General features: G+C 64.3%; 9 protein-coding genes and 1 pseudogene. 1 reads left to right on the forward strand and 9 read right to left on the reverse strand.

Going from position 1 to position 13,414, the window contains the following annotated elements:
* Positions 1-13: 13 nt before the first annotated feature.
* Positions 14-1,366, reverse strand: coding sequence for a sugar ABC transporter permease (locus tag LB553_RS03295; protein WP_224510628.1), 1,353 nt, complete (start codon positions 1,364-1,366; stop codon positions 14-16).
* Between the two features lie 146 nt (positions 1,367-1,512).
* Positions 1,513-2,553, reverse strand: a complete 1,041-nt coding sequence (gene xylF, locus LB553_RS03300) for a D-xylose ABC transporter substrate-binding protein (protein WP_224510630.1) — start codon at positions 2,551-2,553, stop codon at positions 1,513-1,515.
* Positions 2,554-2,819: 266 nt separating this feature from the next.
* Between xylF and LB553_RS03305 the strand changes: the two genes are divergently transcribed.
* Complete coding sequence (locus LB553_RS03305) at positions 2,820-4,055, forward strand: ROK family protein (protein WP_224510632.1); 1,236 nt, start codon at positions 2,820-2,822, stop codon at positions 4,053-4,055.
* Between the two features lie 161 nt (positions 4,056-4,216).
* Here LB553_RS03305 and phoB read toward each other — a convergent pair whose 3' ends face one another.
* The 7 genes and pseudogenes from phoB to LB553_RS03340 form a co-directional block, all read right to left on the reverse strand.
* Positions 4,217-4,906: a phosphate regulon transcriptional regulator PhoB gene (phoB, locus tag LB553_RS03310; RefSeq protein ID WP_010911896.1), complete on the reverse strand. Its 690-nt coding sequence runs from the start codon at positions 4,904-4,906 to the stop codon at positions 4,217-4,219.
* A gap of 16 nt (positions 4,907-4,922) precedes the next feature.
* The gene (gene phoU / locus LB553_RS03315; RefSeq protein WP_224510635.1) at positions 4,923-5,630 is read right to left on the reverse strand and encodes a phosphate signaling complex protein PhoU; all 708 of its coding nucleotides are present in this window, start codon (positions 5,628-5,630) and stop codon (positions 4,923-4,925) included.
* Positions 5,631-5,650: 20 nt separating this feature from the next.
* The gene (gene pstB / locus LB553_RS03320; protein WP_224510637.1) at positions 5,651-6,454 is read right to left on the reverse strand and encodes a phosphate ABC transporter ATP-binding protein PstB; all 804 of its coding nucleotides are present in this window, start codon (positions 6,452-6,454) and stop codon (positions 5,651-5,653) included.
* Complete coding sequence (gene pstA, locus LB553_RS03325; RefSeq protein ID WP_224510639.1) at positions 6,451-7,302, reverse strand: phosphate ABC transporter permease PstA; 852 nt, start codon at positions 7,300-7,302, stop codon at positions 6,451-6,453. Before pstA ends, pstB begins: the two co-directional genes overlap by 4 nt.
* A 3-nt stretch (positions 7,303-7,305) precedes the next feature.
* Positions 7,306-8,292, reverse strand: a complete 987-nt coding sequence (gene pstC, locus LB553_RS03330; protein ID WP_224510641.1) for a phosphate ABC transporter permease subunit PstC — start codon at positions 8,290-8,292, stop codon at positions 7,306-7,308.
* A 63-nt stretch (positions 8,293-8,355) separates the two neighbouring features.
* Positions 8,356-9,414: a phosphate ABC transporter substrate-binding protein PstS gene (gene pstS / locus LB553_RS03335; protein ID WP_224510643.1), complete on the reverse strand. Its 1,059-nt coding sequence runs from the start codon at positions 9,412-9,414 to the stop codon at positions 8,356-8,358.
* Between the two features lie 481 nt (positions 9,415-9,895).
* Positions 9,896-13,137: pseudogene (locus LB553_RS03340) on the reverse strand (response regulator); the annotation flags it as partial.
* Positions 13,138-13,414 lie beyond the last annotated feature (277 nt).

Consider the following 13,414-nt stretch of genomic DNA (forward strand, 5'->3'; position numbering starts at 1 on the left):
TTCCTCCCGTTGCTCACACGCGCTTGCGATAGAGGGTGTCGAGCCAAACCGCCACGACCAGCACGGCGCCCACCACGATGCTCTGCAACGGCGAGTCGACGCCGAGCAGCACCATGCCGGACTGCAGCGACTGCATCAGAAGCGCGCCGAGCATGGCACCGAGCACGGTGCCCGAACCGCCGGCAAGCGAAGTGCCGCCGATGACGGCCGCGGCAATGACCAAAAGTTCGTCCAGCGTTCCGAGCGCATTGGTGGACGAATTCTGCCTGGCGGATGAGATCGCAGCCGCGATCGTCGCCAGCACGCCCATGATCATGAACACCTTCATGGTGATCCAGCGCGTGTTGATGCCGGCGAGGTTGGCCGCTTCCGGATTGCCGCCGATGGCAAAGACATAGCGGCCGAAACGCGTGCGCTTGGTGACGAAGGTCATGATCAGGCCGACGGCAACCGCCATCAGCACCGGAATGGCGATGCCATGCGCGATGAACAGCCCGCCTTCGGGGATGGTGATGTTGTTGGCGGCGGCGTAGCGGTTCACGATGCCGACGGGCCATGGATAGGAGTTGGCGAGCCACACGGCGCCGAGGATGATCGCGCAGGTGACCGTGGCAAGCAGCGTCTCGGCCCAGACCGGGCGCAGCGGGAAGCGGAAGCGCTTGCGCTGCACGCGGCCGTTGAAATGCATGAAAATGACCGCCAGACAGGCGACGATGCCGACGGCCCAGCTCCATTTGGCGCCGATCGAGCCTGCCGGGCCGCCGCCCATCAGCTGGAAGGTGGCGTCGAGCGGCGCAACGGTCTGGCCGCTGGTGACCCACCAGGCGGCGCCCCGCCATACCAGCAATCCCCCCAGCGTGACGATGAAGGCCGGCACTTCGAGATAGGCGATGACGAAGCCCTGGAAGGCGCCGATGATGAGGCCGAGCGCCAGGCCGATCAGTAATGCCAGGACCCAGATCCACGGGTTGCCGAGCTCAAGCCCGACAAAGCGAACCAGGAAATGCACCTGGGCAAAGCCCATGACCATGCCGATCACCCCTTCGGCTGATCCAACGGACAGGTCGATGTTGCGCATGACGATGACCAGCACCATGCCGGAGGCCATGATCGCCACGGCCGACGTCTGCACAGACAGGTTCCAGAGATTGCGCGGCGTGAGGAAGGTGCGGCTGTCGAAGTCGAGCGGGTTGACGCCGAGCCGCAGGCTGGAGATCACATGCAGCCCAACCCAGATCAGGAGCAGCGCGCCGATCATGCCGAGCATGCGGGTGTCGAGCTCGGTCGCCTTCAGGAACCGGGCGACAGTGCCGAGTTCCGACGCGCGCGCGGTGTCCGCCGGTTGGGTAGACGTCGTATCGGTCATGCTTTCCTCCCGCCGGCTTGCTGTCTGGCGCGGATGCCGGAACTCAGCCTAGAAGCTAGCCGCCTGAGGCGGAACCGCAATCTTTTGAGAAAACGCCGCGGCTTTCAGGCCGCGGCGCAATTCGTGAGATCGAATGTCGGCAAGGCTTAGTTGCAGACCGTGACGCTGCCGGCGGCAACGCCCGCGCAGACCTCGTCCTTCTTGATCCAGCCGGCGTCGATGACGACGTTGAGATTGTCCTTGGTGATCGCGACCGGCGTCAGGAAGAGCGACTTGACGGTGTTGCCGCCAGGCGTCGTGAAGTCCTTGGCGCCGGCGATGTCGCCCATCTTCTTGCCATCGGCGAGCTGCGAAGCGATCTCGGCGGCGTTCTTGCCGAGCTCGCGCGCGTCTTTCCACACGGACACCGTCTGCGTGCCGAGCGCGATGCGGTTGAGGGCCGCGTGGTCGCCGTCCTGGCCGGAGACCGGAACGGTGCCGGCCAATCCTTGCGCCGTGAGCGCCGCGACGACGCCGCCGGCAGTGCCGTCGTTGGCCGCCACGACCGCGTCGACCTTGTTGTCGTTGGCGGTCAGGAATTGCTCCATGTTCTTCTGCGCGTTGGCGGGCAGCCAGCCGTCGGTATAGGCCTCGCCGACATTCTTGATCTTGCCGCTGTCGATCGCGTCCTTCAGCACTTCCATGGAGCCCGCGAACAGGAAGTCGGCATTCGGATCGGAGCCCGAGCCCTTGATGAAGACGTAGTTGCCTTCCGGCTTCACCTTGAACACCTCGCGGGCCTGCATGCGCCCGACTTCCTTGTTGTCGAAGGTCAGGTAGAACACGTCCTTGTTCTCGATCAGGCGGTCGTAGCCGACGACCGGGATGCCTTCGTCGAGCGCCTTCTGCACCGCCGGACTGATCGCCGAGGCATCCTGCGCCAGGATGATCAGCGCGTTGGCGCCCTGCGAGATCAGGCTTTCGACGTCGGTCAGTTGCTTGCCCGGATTGGACTGCGCGTCCGCCGAAATATACTTGTCGCCCGCGGCCTCGATGGCGGCCTTCATCGCGGCTTCGTCGGTTTTCCAGCGCTCTTCCTGGAAATTCGACCACGACACGCCGATCACCTTGTCCTTCGCCTCGGCGACCGACGCCAACGTCAGCGACATGGTAACGCCCGCCAGAATGGCGGCTGCGAATTTCTTCATGATATCCTCCCTGCGCCGTGCGGCGCGACCCTGACTGGCCCGAAGGCCGGCACAGAGGCTTTTTTTCGAGCCTCAAAAAAATATTGGTCCAGCAAAACGACCCTGTCAACTGCGATTTTGATGGGTTTTGATGGGTCCAGGCATTTTTTTCGACGTCCGCAATAAATAATGACATGGACCTTGGCTTCTGCCACAATCCCTAGCGTGTCAGCGACAGGCCATGGCATCATCACAAGGCCGCGATGACCGGGAGGACGTGCAGGACAATGTCGGTCGGAATCCGTCACGACGATTTGCGCCGGCGCAACCGCGCCATGGTGATTTCGGCGGTGCGCCGCGCCGGCCAGCCATCGCGGACGGAGATTGCCGCCACCACCGGGCTCAGCCACTCGACCATTTCGGCGATCTCCGCCGATCTGATCCAGGAGGGCATCCTCGCCGAAAGCAAGGCCAGCGAGCCGACGGCGTTGAAACGCGGCCGGCCGCAGATCGGCCTGGCGCTGAACCCCGAAGCCGCCGCGGTGCTGACCGTGGTTTTGTCGCTGAACTTCCTGTCGGTTGCCGTCATCGACTATGCCGGCCAGGTGGTTTCCGAGGAGCAGCATCGCCTGGACACGCTCGTCATGCCGCGCGATGAGCTGATCGGCGAATGCATGGCGATTGTCCGGCGCCGGCTGCAGGATCCCGACCTCGACGTGGGCAGCGTCGCCCGCATCGCCATGGGCATTCAGGGCATCACCGATACCCATTCACGCGCCATGCTGTGGTCGCCGATCACGCCGCTGACCGATATCCCCTTTGCCGATCTCCTCGAGAAGGAATTCGGCATCCCGGCCACCACGGAGAACGACTGCAACATGATGGCGGTGGCGCTGCAGTGGCGCGATCCCGAGCGCTATCGCGACGACTTCATCGCCATCCTCTTGTCGCACGGCATCGGCATGGGCCTGGTGTTGAAGGGCGCGCTGTTCACCGGCACGCATTCCTCGGGCGGTGAGTTCGGCCATATGATCCATCGTCCGGGCGGAGCGCTTTGCCGCTGCGGCCGCCGCGGCTGCGTCGAGGCCTATGCCGGCAATTATGCCATCTGGCGCAGCGCCATGGGCATAAGCGAGGATGCCACGCCGACCGATGTCGGCGACGCCGACATGCGCGCGCTTGCCGCAAAGGCGCGTCAGCAGGATGGCCCCGAGCGCGAGGCCTATCGCCGGGCCGGCGAGGCGCTCGGCTTCAGCCTCGGCAGCCTGTTCGCCCTCATCGATCCGGCGCCCGTCGCCATGGTCGGCGTCAGCGCGGCCGCCTTCGACCTGATCGAACCGGCGCTGCGCGAGGCGATCGCCCAGACGGCCGGCGGCCAGCACTCCGAATCGATCTCCTTCGACACTGAGCCGAACGAACTGCCGCTGATCCGCGAAGGCTGCGCCATGCGCGCGCTGACCTTCGTCGACCAGGAGATTTTCGCGCCGGGAGGCCAGGCAAGAGCGGGCAAGCACGTCGAATAGCGGCGAGCCAGATGCCGGGATACGCTGAGATTCAGGTCAGGCCGAGTCGAGAATGGTGGGTTCCGAGAACCGGAACGGAGCGTACCTTAGGCACGTGAGTACCGGAGGCGCAGGAAGTCGCCGTTCGCCGGCCGGCCTCACCTGAATCTCGGCGTATCCCCCTAATCTTCCCTGATCGCGTAACCCGCCCCGCGGATGGTGCGGATGACGTCCGGCATGCGGCCGTTGTTGACGGCCTTGCGCAGGCGTCCGACATGGACGTCCACGGTGCGCTCGTCGATATAGATCGTCTCGCCCCAGACATTGTCGAGCAGCTGGCTGCGCGAGAACACGCGACCGGGGTGGCGCATCATGAATTCGAGCAGGCGGAACTCGGTCGGGCCGAGCCTGATCTCGCTCTTCTTGCGGTAGACGCGGTGCGACTCGCGGTCGAGCACGATGTCGCCGACCTTGAGCACGCTGGACAGCACCTCCGGCTTGGCGCGGCGCAGCAGCGCCTTGACGCGCGCCATGAACTCCGGCGTCGAGAACGGCTTGACCAGATAATCGTCGGCGCCGGTCGAGAGGCCGCGCACGCGGTCGCTTTCTTCTCCGCGCGCCGTCAGCATGATGATCGGCAGCCGCTCGGTCTCGGGCCGCATCCTCAGACGCCGGCAGAGCTCGATGCCGGAAACCGCCGGCACCATCCAGTCGAGCACGAGCAGGTCGGGAACGTTTTCCTGAAGGCGGATTTCGGCCTCGTCGCCGCGGGTCACCACTTCGACCTGGTAACCCTCGGATTCGAGATTGTAGCGGAGCAGCACCCCCAGCGGCTCCTCGTCCTCCACCACCATGATGCGTGGCGCGATCATCTGGCAGTTACCCCTGTCAGGCCGCCGGCGCCGACATTGCCGTCTCGTCCTGCTTGGGGCGGTTGGCGGGCAATTGCGTGCCGGTCAGCACATAGTAGGCGTTCTCGGCGATGTTGGTCACATGGTCGCCGATGCGCTCGAGATTCTTGGCGCAGAACAGAAGATGCGTGCAAGCGGTGATGTTGCGCGGGTCTTCCATCATGTAGGTCAGGAGCTCGCGGAAGACGGATGTGTATTTGACGTCGATGCGCTCGTCGTCGTTGCGAAGCTTGGCCAGCGCCGTGGCGCCGCCCACCGTATATTCCTGGATCACGGCCTGGACCTGGATCAGCACCATCTGCGCCATGGAATCGATCGAATGCGTGAGGTCGCGCGGCGCGGCGCTGACGCCGACCGAGCCGACGCGCTTGGCGATGTTCTTGGCGAGATCGCCGATGCGTTCGAGATCACCCGCCATGCGGATCGAGCCGACCACGTTGCGAAGATCATCGGCCATCGGCTGGCGCTTGGCGATCAGCGTAATGGCGCGATCGTCGAGTTCGCGCTGACGCGCGTCCATGATGGCGTCGTCGGAGACGACGCGCTGCGCCAGCGCATTGTCGGTCTCGAGCAGCGCCCTGGTCGATGCGCCGACCATGGAGGCGGCGAGATCGCCCATGTCGTTGATGAGCCGGCTGATCTGCCTCAGATCCTCGTCGAAGGAAGCGACGGTATGTTCGGCCATGATGATGTCCTCGTATGAACTCAGCCGAAGCGGCCGGTGATGTAGTCCTGCGTGCGCTTTTCGCGGGGCGAGGTGAAGATCTTCTCGGTTCGGTCGAACTCCACCAGCTCGCCGAGATACATGAACGCCGTCTGCCGCGACACGCGCGCCGCCTGCTGCATGTTGTGGGTGACGATGACGATCGTATAGTCGGCCTGCAATTCGTCGATCAGTTCCTCGATCTTGGCCGTCGACAGCGGATCCAGCGCCGAGGCCGGCTCGTCGAGCAGGATGACCTCGGGCTTCACCGCCACGGTACGGGCGATGCACAGGCGCTGCTGCTGGCCGCCCGAGAGGCTGAGGCCGCTGGCGTTGAGCTTGTCCTTGACCTCGTTCCAGAGGGCCGCGCGCTTCAGCGCCTGCTCGACGCGGCTGTCCATCTCGGCCTTGCTGATCTTCTCATAGAGCCTGACGCCGAAGGCGATGTTTTCGTAGATCGACATCGGGAACGGCGTCGGCTTCTGGAACACCATGCCGATCTTGGTCCTGAGCAGGTTGAGGTCCTGCGAGCGGTCGAGGATGTTCTTGCCGTCGAGCAGCACCTGGCCCTCGGCGCTCTGCTTCGGATAGAGCTCGTAGATGCGGTTGAGCACCCGCAGCAGCGTCGACTTCCCGCAGCCCGACGGGCCGATGAAGGCCGTCACGCTGCGCTCGGGCAGGGACAGGTTGATGTCCTTCAGCGCTTTCGACTGGCCATAGTAGAAATTGAGGTTCTTGACCTCGATCTTGGCCTTCTCGACGGTCGTCTCGGGTGCGTTCAGGTCGGTGGACAACATCGGTTTCATCTGTCCTCTCTGCGTCCGGTTAGGCTGCGAGCGATGATGCTCAACCCGAGAACCGTCAGGGTGATTATGAGTGCGCCCGTCCAGGCCAGCTGCTGCCATTCCTCGTAAGGGCTGAGAGCGAACTGGAAGATGGTCACTGGCAGGCTGGCCATCGGGGCATTGAGATTGCTCGACCAGAACTGGTTGTTGAGCGCGGTGAAGAGAAGCGGCGCCGTCTCGCCGGAGATGCGGGCGATCGCCAAAAGGATGCCGGTGACGATGCCGGACAGCGCCGCGCGGTAGGCGACCGAGCGGATCACCACCCAGCGCGGCGCGCCGATGGCGGTGCCGGCTTCGCGCAGCGCGTTGGGCACGAGGTTCAGCATGTCCTCGGTGGTACGCACCACCACGGGGATCACCAGGATCGACAGCGCGACGGCGCCGGCGATCGCCGAGAAGTGCCCCATCGGCCGCACCAGCAGCTCATAAACGAACAGGCCGATGATGATCGACGGCGCCGACAAGAGGATGTCGTTGATGAAGCGCACGACCGTCGTAAGGCGTGAGAAGCGCCCGTATTCGGCCATGTAGGTGCCGGCCAGCACGCCGATCGGCGTGCCGACGACGATGCCGATGATCGTCATGACGATGCTGCCGTAGATGGCGTTGAGCAGGCCGCCGGCATCGCCGGGCGGCGGCGTCATTTCCGTAAACACGGCCGGCGACACCCCGGAAAGCCCCTTGTAGAGCAGAGCGCCGAGGATCAGCGCCAGCCAGGCCAGGCCGATGCCCGCTGCGGTCACGCACAGCGTCATCATCACGGCATTCTTGCGTTTGCGGCTTTGGTGAAGCGATTGGGCCGTCGACATCGGTCAGGCTCCCGTACGGCTATCGATGCGCAACAGCATGTAGCGTGCGACCGCGAGGATGATGAAGGTGATGATGAACAGGATCAGGCCGAGCGACACCAGCGAGGATGTGTAGAGGTTGCCATCGGCTTCGGTGAATTCGTTGGCGATGGTCGCCGAGATTGTCGTGCCCGGCGCGAACAGCGAGGCGCTGATGCGGTGCGCGTTGCCGATGACGAAGGTAACGGCCATCGTCTCGCCGAGCGCGCGGCCGAGGCCCAGCATGACGCCGCCCATGATGCCGACGCGGGTATAGGGAATGGTCACGCGCCGGGTCACTTCCCAGGTTGTGCAGCCGATGCCGTAGGCCGATTCCTTCAGCACCGCCGGCACCGTGTCGAACACGTCCTTGGTGATTGAGGTGATGAAGGGCAGCACCATGATGGCAAGGATCAGCGACGAAGTCAGCAGGCCGATGCCGTAGGGCGGACCGGCAAAGAGGCTGTTGAGGCCGGGGATGCCTTTGAACAGCCAGATGACCAAGGGCTGGACCGTCGTCTGCAGGAACGGCGCGAAGACGAACAGGCCCCAGATGCCGTAGATGATCGAGGGAATGCCGGCGAGCAGTTCGACCGCAATGCCGATCGGTCGCCTGAGCGGGCGCGGGCAAAGCTCGGTCAGGAAGACGGCGATGCCGATGCCGATCGGCACGGCGATGAGTATGGCGATGGCCGAGGTGACGATGGTGCCGTAGATGGGCGCAAGCGCGCCGAAATTCTCGGTGACCGGGTTCCAGGCTTCTGTGGTCAGGAAGGAGAAGCCGAACTTCGACAGCGCCTCCCACGAACCGGCGATCAGCGAGATCGCGACGCCGCCGAGGAGAACCAGCACGAGGATGGCGGAAAGGCGCGTGGCCGTCCGGAAGAGCATGTCGGTGAGGGCGAAGCGGCGCACCGTCGCTTCCCTGGTCCGCATGGCGGATGATGTCGCAGCTTCGGAAACGGCCGTCATTAGCCCCTCGCATTTCGAAAGAGACAGGAGGGCGCCAAAGACGCCCTCCTTATTCCGCGATAATTACATGCCGGAGTAGAGCGGCTTGCCGTTCGCGTCGACGATGTCCTTGCTCCACATCTCTTCGACGCTCTTCACGACCGCGTCCGGCATCGGAACGTAGTCCAGGCTGGAGGCCAGTTCGTCGCCCTTGGCATAGGACCAGGCGAAGAATTTGAGCGCTTCGGTCGTGGCCGCCGCGTCGTCGGGTTTCTTGTAGACGAGGATCCAGGTGGCGGAGGTCATCGGCCAGGATTCGGCACCGGCCTGGTTGGCCAGGATGACGCCATAGCCCGGCTGCGAGCTCCAGTCGGCATTGGCCGCGGCCGCCGAGAAAGCGGCGGCGGTCGGCTCGGCCTTCTTGCCGTCCTTGTTGATCAAGTCGGTGTAGGTCAGCTTGTTCTGCTTGGCATAGGCATATTCGACATAGCCGATCGCGCCGCCGGTCTGCGAGACGTTGTTGGCGACGCCTTCATTGCCCTTGGCGCCGATGCCCACCGGCCATTCGAGCGCGGTGTTGACACCGACCTTCGACTTCCAGTCGGCGCTGACGTCGGCCAGGTAGTAGCTGAAGTTGAAGGTGGTGCCGGAGCCGTCCGAACGGTGCACGACCGCGATCGCCTGGTCGGGCAGCTTGACGTCGGGGTTGAGCTTCTTGATCGCTTCGTCGCTCCAGTTGGTGATCTTGCCGGCGAAGATGTCGGCCAGGGTCGGACCGTCGAGCACCAGCTCGCCCGGCTTGACGCCTCCGAGGTTGACGACCGGAACGATGCCGCCCATCACCATCGGGAACTGCGCGAGCCCGGTAGCGTCGAGATCCTGGCCCTTCAGCGGCGCGTCGGAGGCGCCGAAGGTGACGGTCTTGGCCTTGATTTGCTTGATGCCGCCGCCGGAGCCGATCGACTGGTAGTTGAGACCGATGCCGGTCTCCTTCTTGTAGGCGTCGGCCCACTTCGCGTAGATCGGATAGGGGAAGGTGGCGCCGGCGCCGGAAATGTCGGCTGCCATCGCGGCGGCCATGCTAAGGGTTGATGCCGCAGCCATTGCAATCGCAACGGCCGCCGAGCGGATGAAATGTCTCATGTGGCCTGCTCCTGTTCGGAAGATGGTCTTTCGGCACCCGTTCTATCGGCGCCCGTGAGCGCAATAGCCCTCGATTATTACAGTCGCATGACAGTTTCGTGTCAGCCCCGTAACGTCTGAAAGGGGATGTCGGCGGCGGCCCCCGAAGGACCGGCCGGAGTTTGCCGTGGAAATCAGCAACTTGTCTGGCTTTTGAAGCAAAATTTATCCCGGCGGCCGGATCGCGGCCGCCGGGAAATAAAATCCGGACGAGAGCGCGTTGCCTGAGCACCAGAGCGGATCATGGCGTGGCCATCGCCGAAAACAGGGTCCGTTGGGGTAGAGTCGACGCTGTTTCTTGTTGGCGGTCGCTGCTCCCGCCCGTAACCGAAGAGCGGAATCAATGCCAACATTGTCCGAGCTTGGCGTTTGCTTTGGTATGGTGCGATCGCGCCATACGCGTGCGTCAGCCCCTTGCCGCCGTCCTGCCGCCAAATTCGTTCTAACCGGCGTTGCGCCGGGTCTCGACGTCCGGTCCCAGCCAGCGCTCGAGCTTTTCGAGCAGCGCCCGCGGGCTGATCGGCTTCGGCAGGTAATCGTTCATCCCGGCTTCCAGGCAGCGTTCGCGGTCGCCCTTCAGCGCATGCGCCGTGACGCCGACGATCGGCACATGCGTGCCCATGTCCTCCTCGAGCCGGCGGATGGCGCCCGTCGCCTCCAGCCCGTTCATTTCCGGCATCGATACATCCATCAGGATCATGCGCGGATTGAGCCTGCCGAAGGCGTCGAGCGCCTTGCGGCCGTTGCCGACGATCTCGAAGCGGTAACCGGTCTCGCCTAGGATCTGCGTGAACACCATCTGGTTCACCTCATTGTCCTCCGCGACTAGGATGTCGAGCCCGCGCTCCGCCTCGGCTGGGCGTGGACGCGCCCGCACCGGCGGCGGCTGTCCGATGCCGCCGCCTGCGCCGGCGCGGCTTGCGGGGGGCTGCTGCCTGCGGCGGGTTGCGCCGCGGCGCTGCTGTGGCGATGGCGCTGGATGGTCGCAACCAGCGTTTCCAGGAGAATGGAGGAGCGCGCCGGCTTGATAAGCTGCGCATCGATGCCGAGGTCGCGATAGGTGGTGTTGGCAAGCGACTGGTCGACCGAGGTCAGCATGATGATGGGTGTATGCGCCAGGCCCGCCGTGCTGCGCATGATACGCGCCATCTCGGCGCCGTTCATGCCGGGCATCTGGTAGTCAAGCACCACGCAGTCGACCGGCACGCCATAGGCGGCGGCGGCAATCAGCACCTTCAACCCCTCGGCGCCGCTTTCGGCCGCGCAGGAATCGAACGTCCACGACGCCATCTGCTCGCTCAGGATCGAGCGGTTGACGGCGTTGTCGTCGACAATGAGCACGCGTGCGCCGGTGACGTCGACCGGCATGATGCGCTGTCCGCCCTGCTCGGCCCTGGGCAGCGTGACCGTGAACCAGAAGGTCGAGCCCTTGCCCTCGGCGCTGTCGACGCCGATCTCGCCGCCCATCATCTCGACCAGCCGGGAGGTGATGGCAAGGCCAAGTCCGGTGCCTTCGTGCCGCCTGGTCGAGGACGTATCGACCTGGCTGAATTTTTCGAACACCAGCTTCAGCTTCTCTTCCGGAATGCCGATGCCGGTGTCGGTGACCGAGATGGTGAGCCTTGTTCCCGCCGGAGCCCGCTCGCCCGTGACGTCGACCAGCACATGGCCCTTGTCGGTGAACTTCACCGCGTTGCCGAGCAGGTTGGTGACGATCTGCCTGACGCGGCCGACATCGCCGACGAATTGGCCGTCGAGCCCCGGCTGGATGCGGACGATGAGCTCGAGGTCCTTCTCCTTGGCGCGCGTCGATACCAGCGTCGCCACATCCTCGATCGCCTCGGCGAGATTGAAGGGCGCCGGATCGAGCACCAGCTGACCGGCGTCGATCTTGGAGAAGTCGAGAATGTCGTTGATGATGGTGAGCAGCGCGTTGCCGGATTTGACGATGATGTCGGTGAATGTCTTCTGCTTCGGATCGAGGTCCGACTTCGCCAGCAGTTCCGCCATTCCAAGGACCCCGTTCATCGGCGTGCGGATCTCGTGGCTCATATTGGCGAGGAATTCCGATTTGGCCCGGTCGGCTAGCACGGCGCGCCGGCGTGCTTCGCTCAGCTCGGCCTCGCGCTGCTTGAGCTCGGTGATGTCGGTGGTGGAGCCGATGAGGTAGAGCGAGCCGTCCGAGGCGATCATCGCGCCCTTGCGCGCGAACTGGTGCCTGACGGTGCCGTCCGGCATCGTCACCGTCTCCTCGATCTCCTGCGTTTCGCCGGTGCGCAGCACAGCAAGATCGCCGGCGACGAAAGCTTCGCCGTCAGCGCCGAAGATCTCGACATCGGTCCTGCCGACCGCTTCTTCCCTGCTGAAGCCGGTGAGATCGCACCAGCCCTTGTTGACGTAGAATTGCCTGAGGTCCGAACGCTTGGCGTAGATCGACACCGGCACATTGTCGATGAGGCTGCGGAACACCTCGTTCTCGCTCATGCTTTGCCGCAGCGCCTGTTCGCGCGCCTTGACGTCGGTGATGTCGGTGCTGGAGCCGACCAGATGCACGGAGCCGTCGATCGCCACCAGCCGGCTCTTGCGCGTCATCAGCTGCCGCACCGTGCCGTCGCGATGGGTGACGGCCTCCTCGACCTCGCGCCCCACACCGGTCGCTACGACTTCGGCGTCGTCATTGCTGAAACCATCCGCCTCTTCCGTCGCGAAAAGCTCGCGATCGGTCTTGCCGAGGACCTCGTCCTTGGCGAGGCCGGTCAGCGCGCACCAGGCCTTGTTGACGAATTCGATGCTGAGGTCGTCCGCCTTGATGAAGGCAGCCACGGGCAGCTCGTCCATCACATGCCGATAGAGGTCGATCTGGCGCATGGAGTCGCGCAACGCCTTCTCGCGCGCCTTGATGTCGGTGATATCGACACGCACGCCGATGAACGTTCCGTCGTCGGTGCGCATGTCATAGACCTGGTACCAGCGCCCGTCGGCGTTGAGGCGTTCGTAGGCCGAGCTCGGCAAACGGTAGCGCTCGAGCATTGCGTCGAGCCAGCGCTCGGTGTCGACGCCATGCAGGCCGTCGATTTCGGTGTCGCCGCTCGAGCGGAAGTAGCCGACCGAATGGCCGAGAGCCAATGCCTCGCGGAATGTGCGGCCCGGCTGCCAGACCGACTTCAGCGCCGGCAGCGTATCTTGCAGCTTGCGGTTGGCGAAAACGAAGCGGTTGTCCCGATCGTAGATGATGACCCCCGCGGGCAGCGACTCCAGCACGGTGGCGAGGTTCTTGCGCGCGTCCTCCGCCTCGGTCTCGCGCTGTTTCATGTCGGTGATGTCGACATAGGAGATCAGCTTTTTGCCGCCGGGGAGAAGCGCCAGCGAGGCGATCAGCGTGCGGCCGTCCTTGCGCGACAATTGCCTGGGGCCTGCGGCGCCGGCCCGGATTTCGGCTTCGCGGTCGGCCACATGGCTTTGCCATGCCTGTTCCTCGCCACCGAACGGGTCGGCGTCACGGCTGGCTTCCATGAGGTCGCGAAAGCGGCTGCCGGCCGGAGCACACCGCGGGTCTATCTGCCAGAATTCATAGAATGCCCGGTTGACCACCTCTGCCCGCAATTCGGCATCGAGAACGATGACGCCGATCGGCATCGAATCGACCATCAGGCTCAGATTGGCGAGCGCCTCCGAGGTCCCGGCCATATCGTCACCGAGGAAGGCGCCGGTGCCGCGAATATCCGCCTTGCTCGAATCCCGCGCGCTGTCCGCCTCGACAGTTTCGTTCGTATCCGCCATTCCTACCCCCAAGGCCGAACCGTGCTCGTTCGTCGGCGGAATGTGCCTGACAAGCATTAACGATCCGCTAACCATAATGATTGCAACGCCTGCCGCCCGGTGCCGTTGAGGCAGATTCCGACGCTGGCGCCGGCTGCGTTAATCCGCCCGTTGGCGATCACGGCAATGAAGCATTATAAGG

Origin of the sequence: Mesorhizobium sp. CA8, assembly GCF_020164955.1 — a bacterium.
Taxonomy (GTDB): Bacteria; Pseudomonadota; Alphaproteobacteria; order Rhizobiales; family Rhizobiaceae; genus Mesorhizobium.

What these genes read in the sequence shown, in the direction of transcription:
- pstC (WP_224510641.1), bottom strand. Translation starts at nt 8,292, where the DNA reads ATGACGGCCGTTTCCGAAGCTGCGACATCATCCGCCATGCGGACCAGG.
- phoU (WP_224510635.1), bottom strand. Translation starts at nt 5,630, where the DNA reads ATGGCCGAACATACCGTCGCTTCCTTCGACGAGGATCTGAGGCAGATC.
- pstS (WP_224510643.1), bottom strand. Translation starts at nt 9,414, where the DNA reads ATGAGACATTTCATCCGCTCGGCGGCCGTTGCGATTGCAATGGCTGCG.
- pstA (WP_224510639.1), bottom strand. Translation starts at nt 7,302, where the DNA reads ATGTCGACGGCCCAATCGCTTCACCAAAGCCGCAAACGCAAGAATGCC.
- xylF (WP_224510630.1), bottom strand. Translation starts at nt 2,553, where the DNA reads ATGAAGAAATTCGCAGCCGCCATTCTGGCGGGCGTTACCATGTCGCTG.
- LB553_RS03305 (WP_224510632.1), top strand. Translation starts at nt 2,820, where the DNA reads ATGTCGGTCGGAATCCGTCACGACGATTTGCGCCGGCGCAACCGCGCC.
- pstB (WP_224510637.1), bottom strand. Translation starts at nt 6,454, where the DNA reads ATGAAACCGATGTTGTCCACCGACCTGAACGCACCCGAGACGACCGTC.
- LB553_RS03295 (WP_224510628.1), bottom strand. Translation starts at nt 1,366, where the DNA reads ATGACCGATACGACGTCTACCCAACCGGCGGACACCGCGCGCGCGTCG.
- phoB (WP_010911896.1), bottom strand. Translation starts at nt 4,906, where the DNA reads ATGATCGCGCCACGCATCATGGTGGTGGAGGACGAGGAGCCGCTGGGG.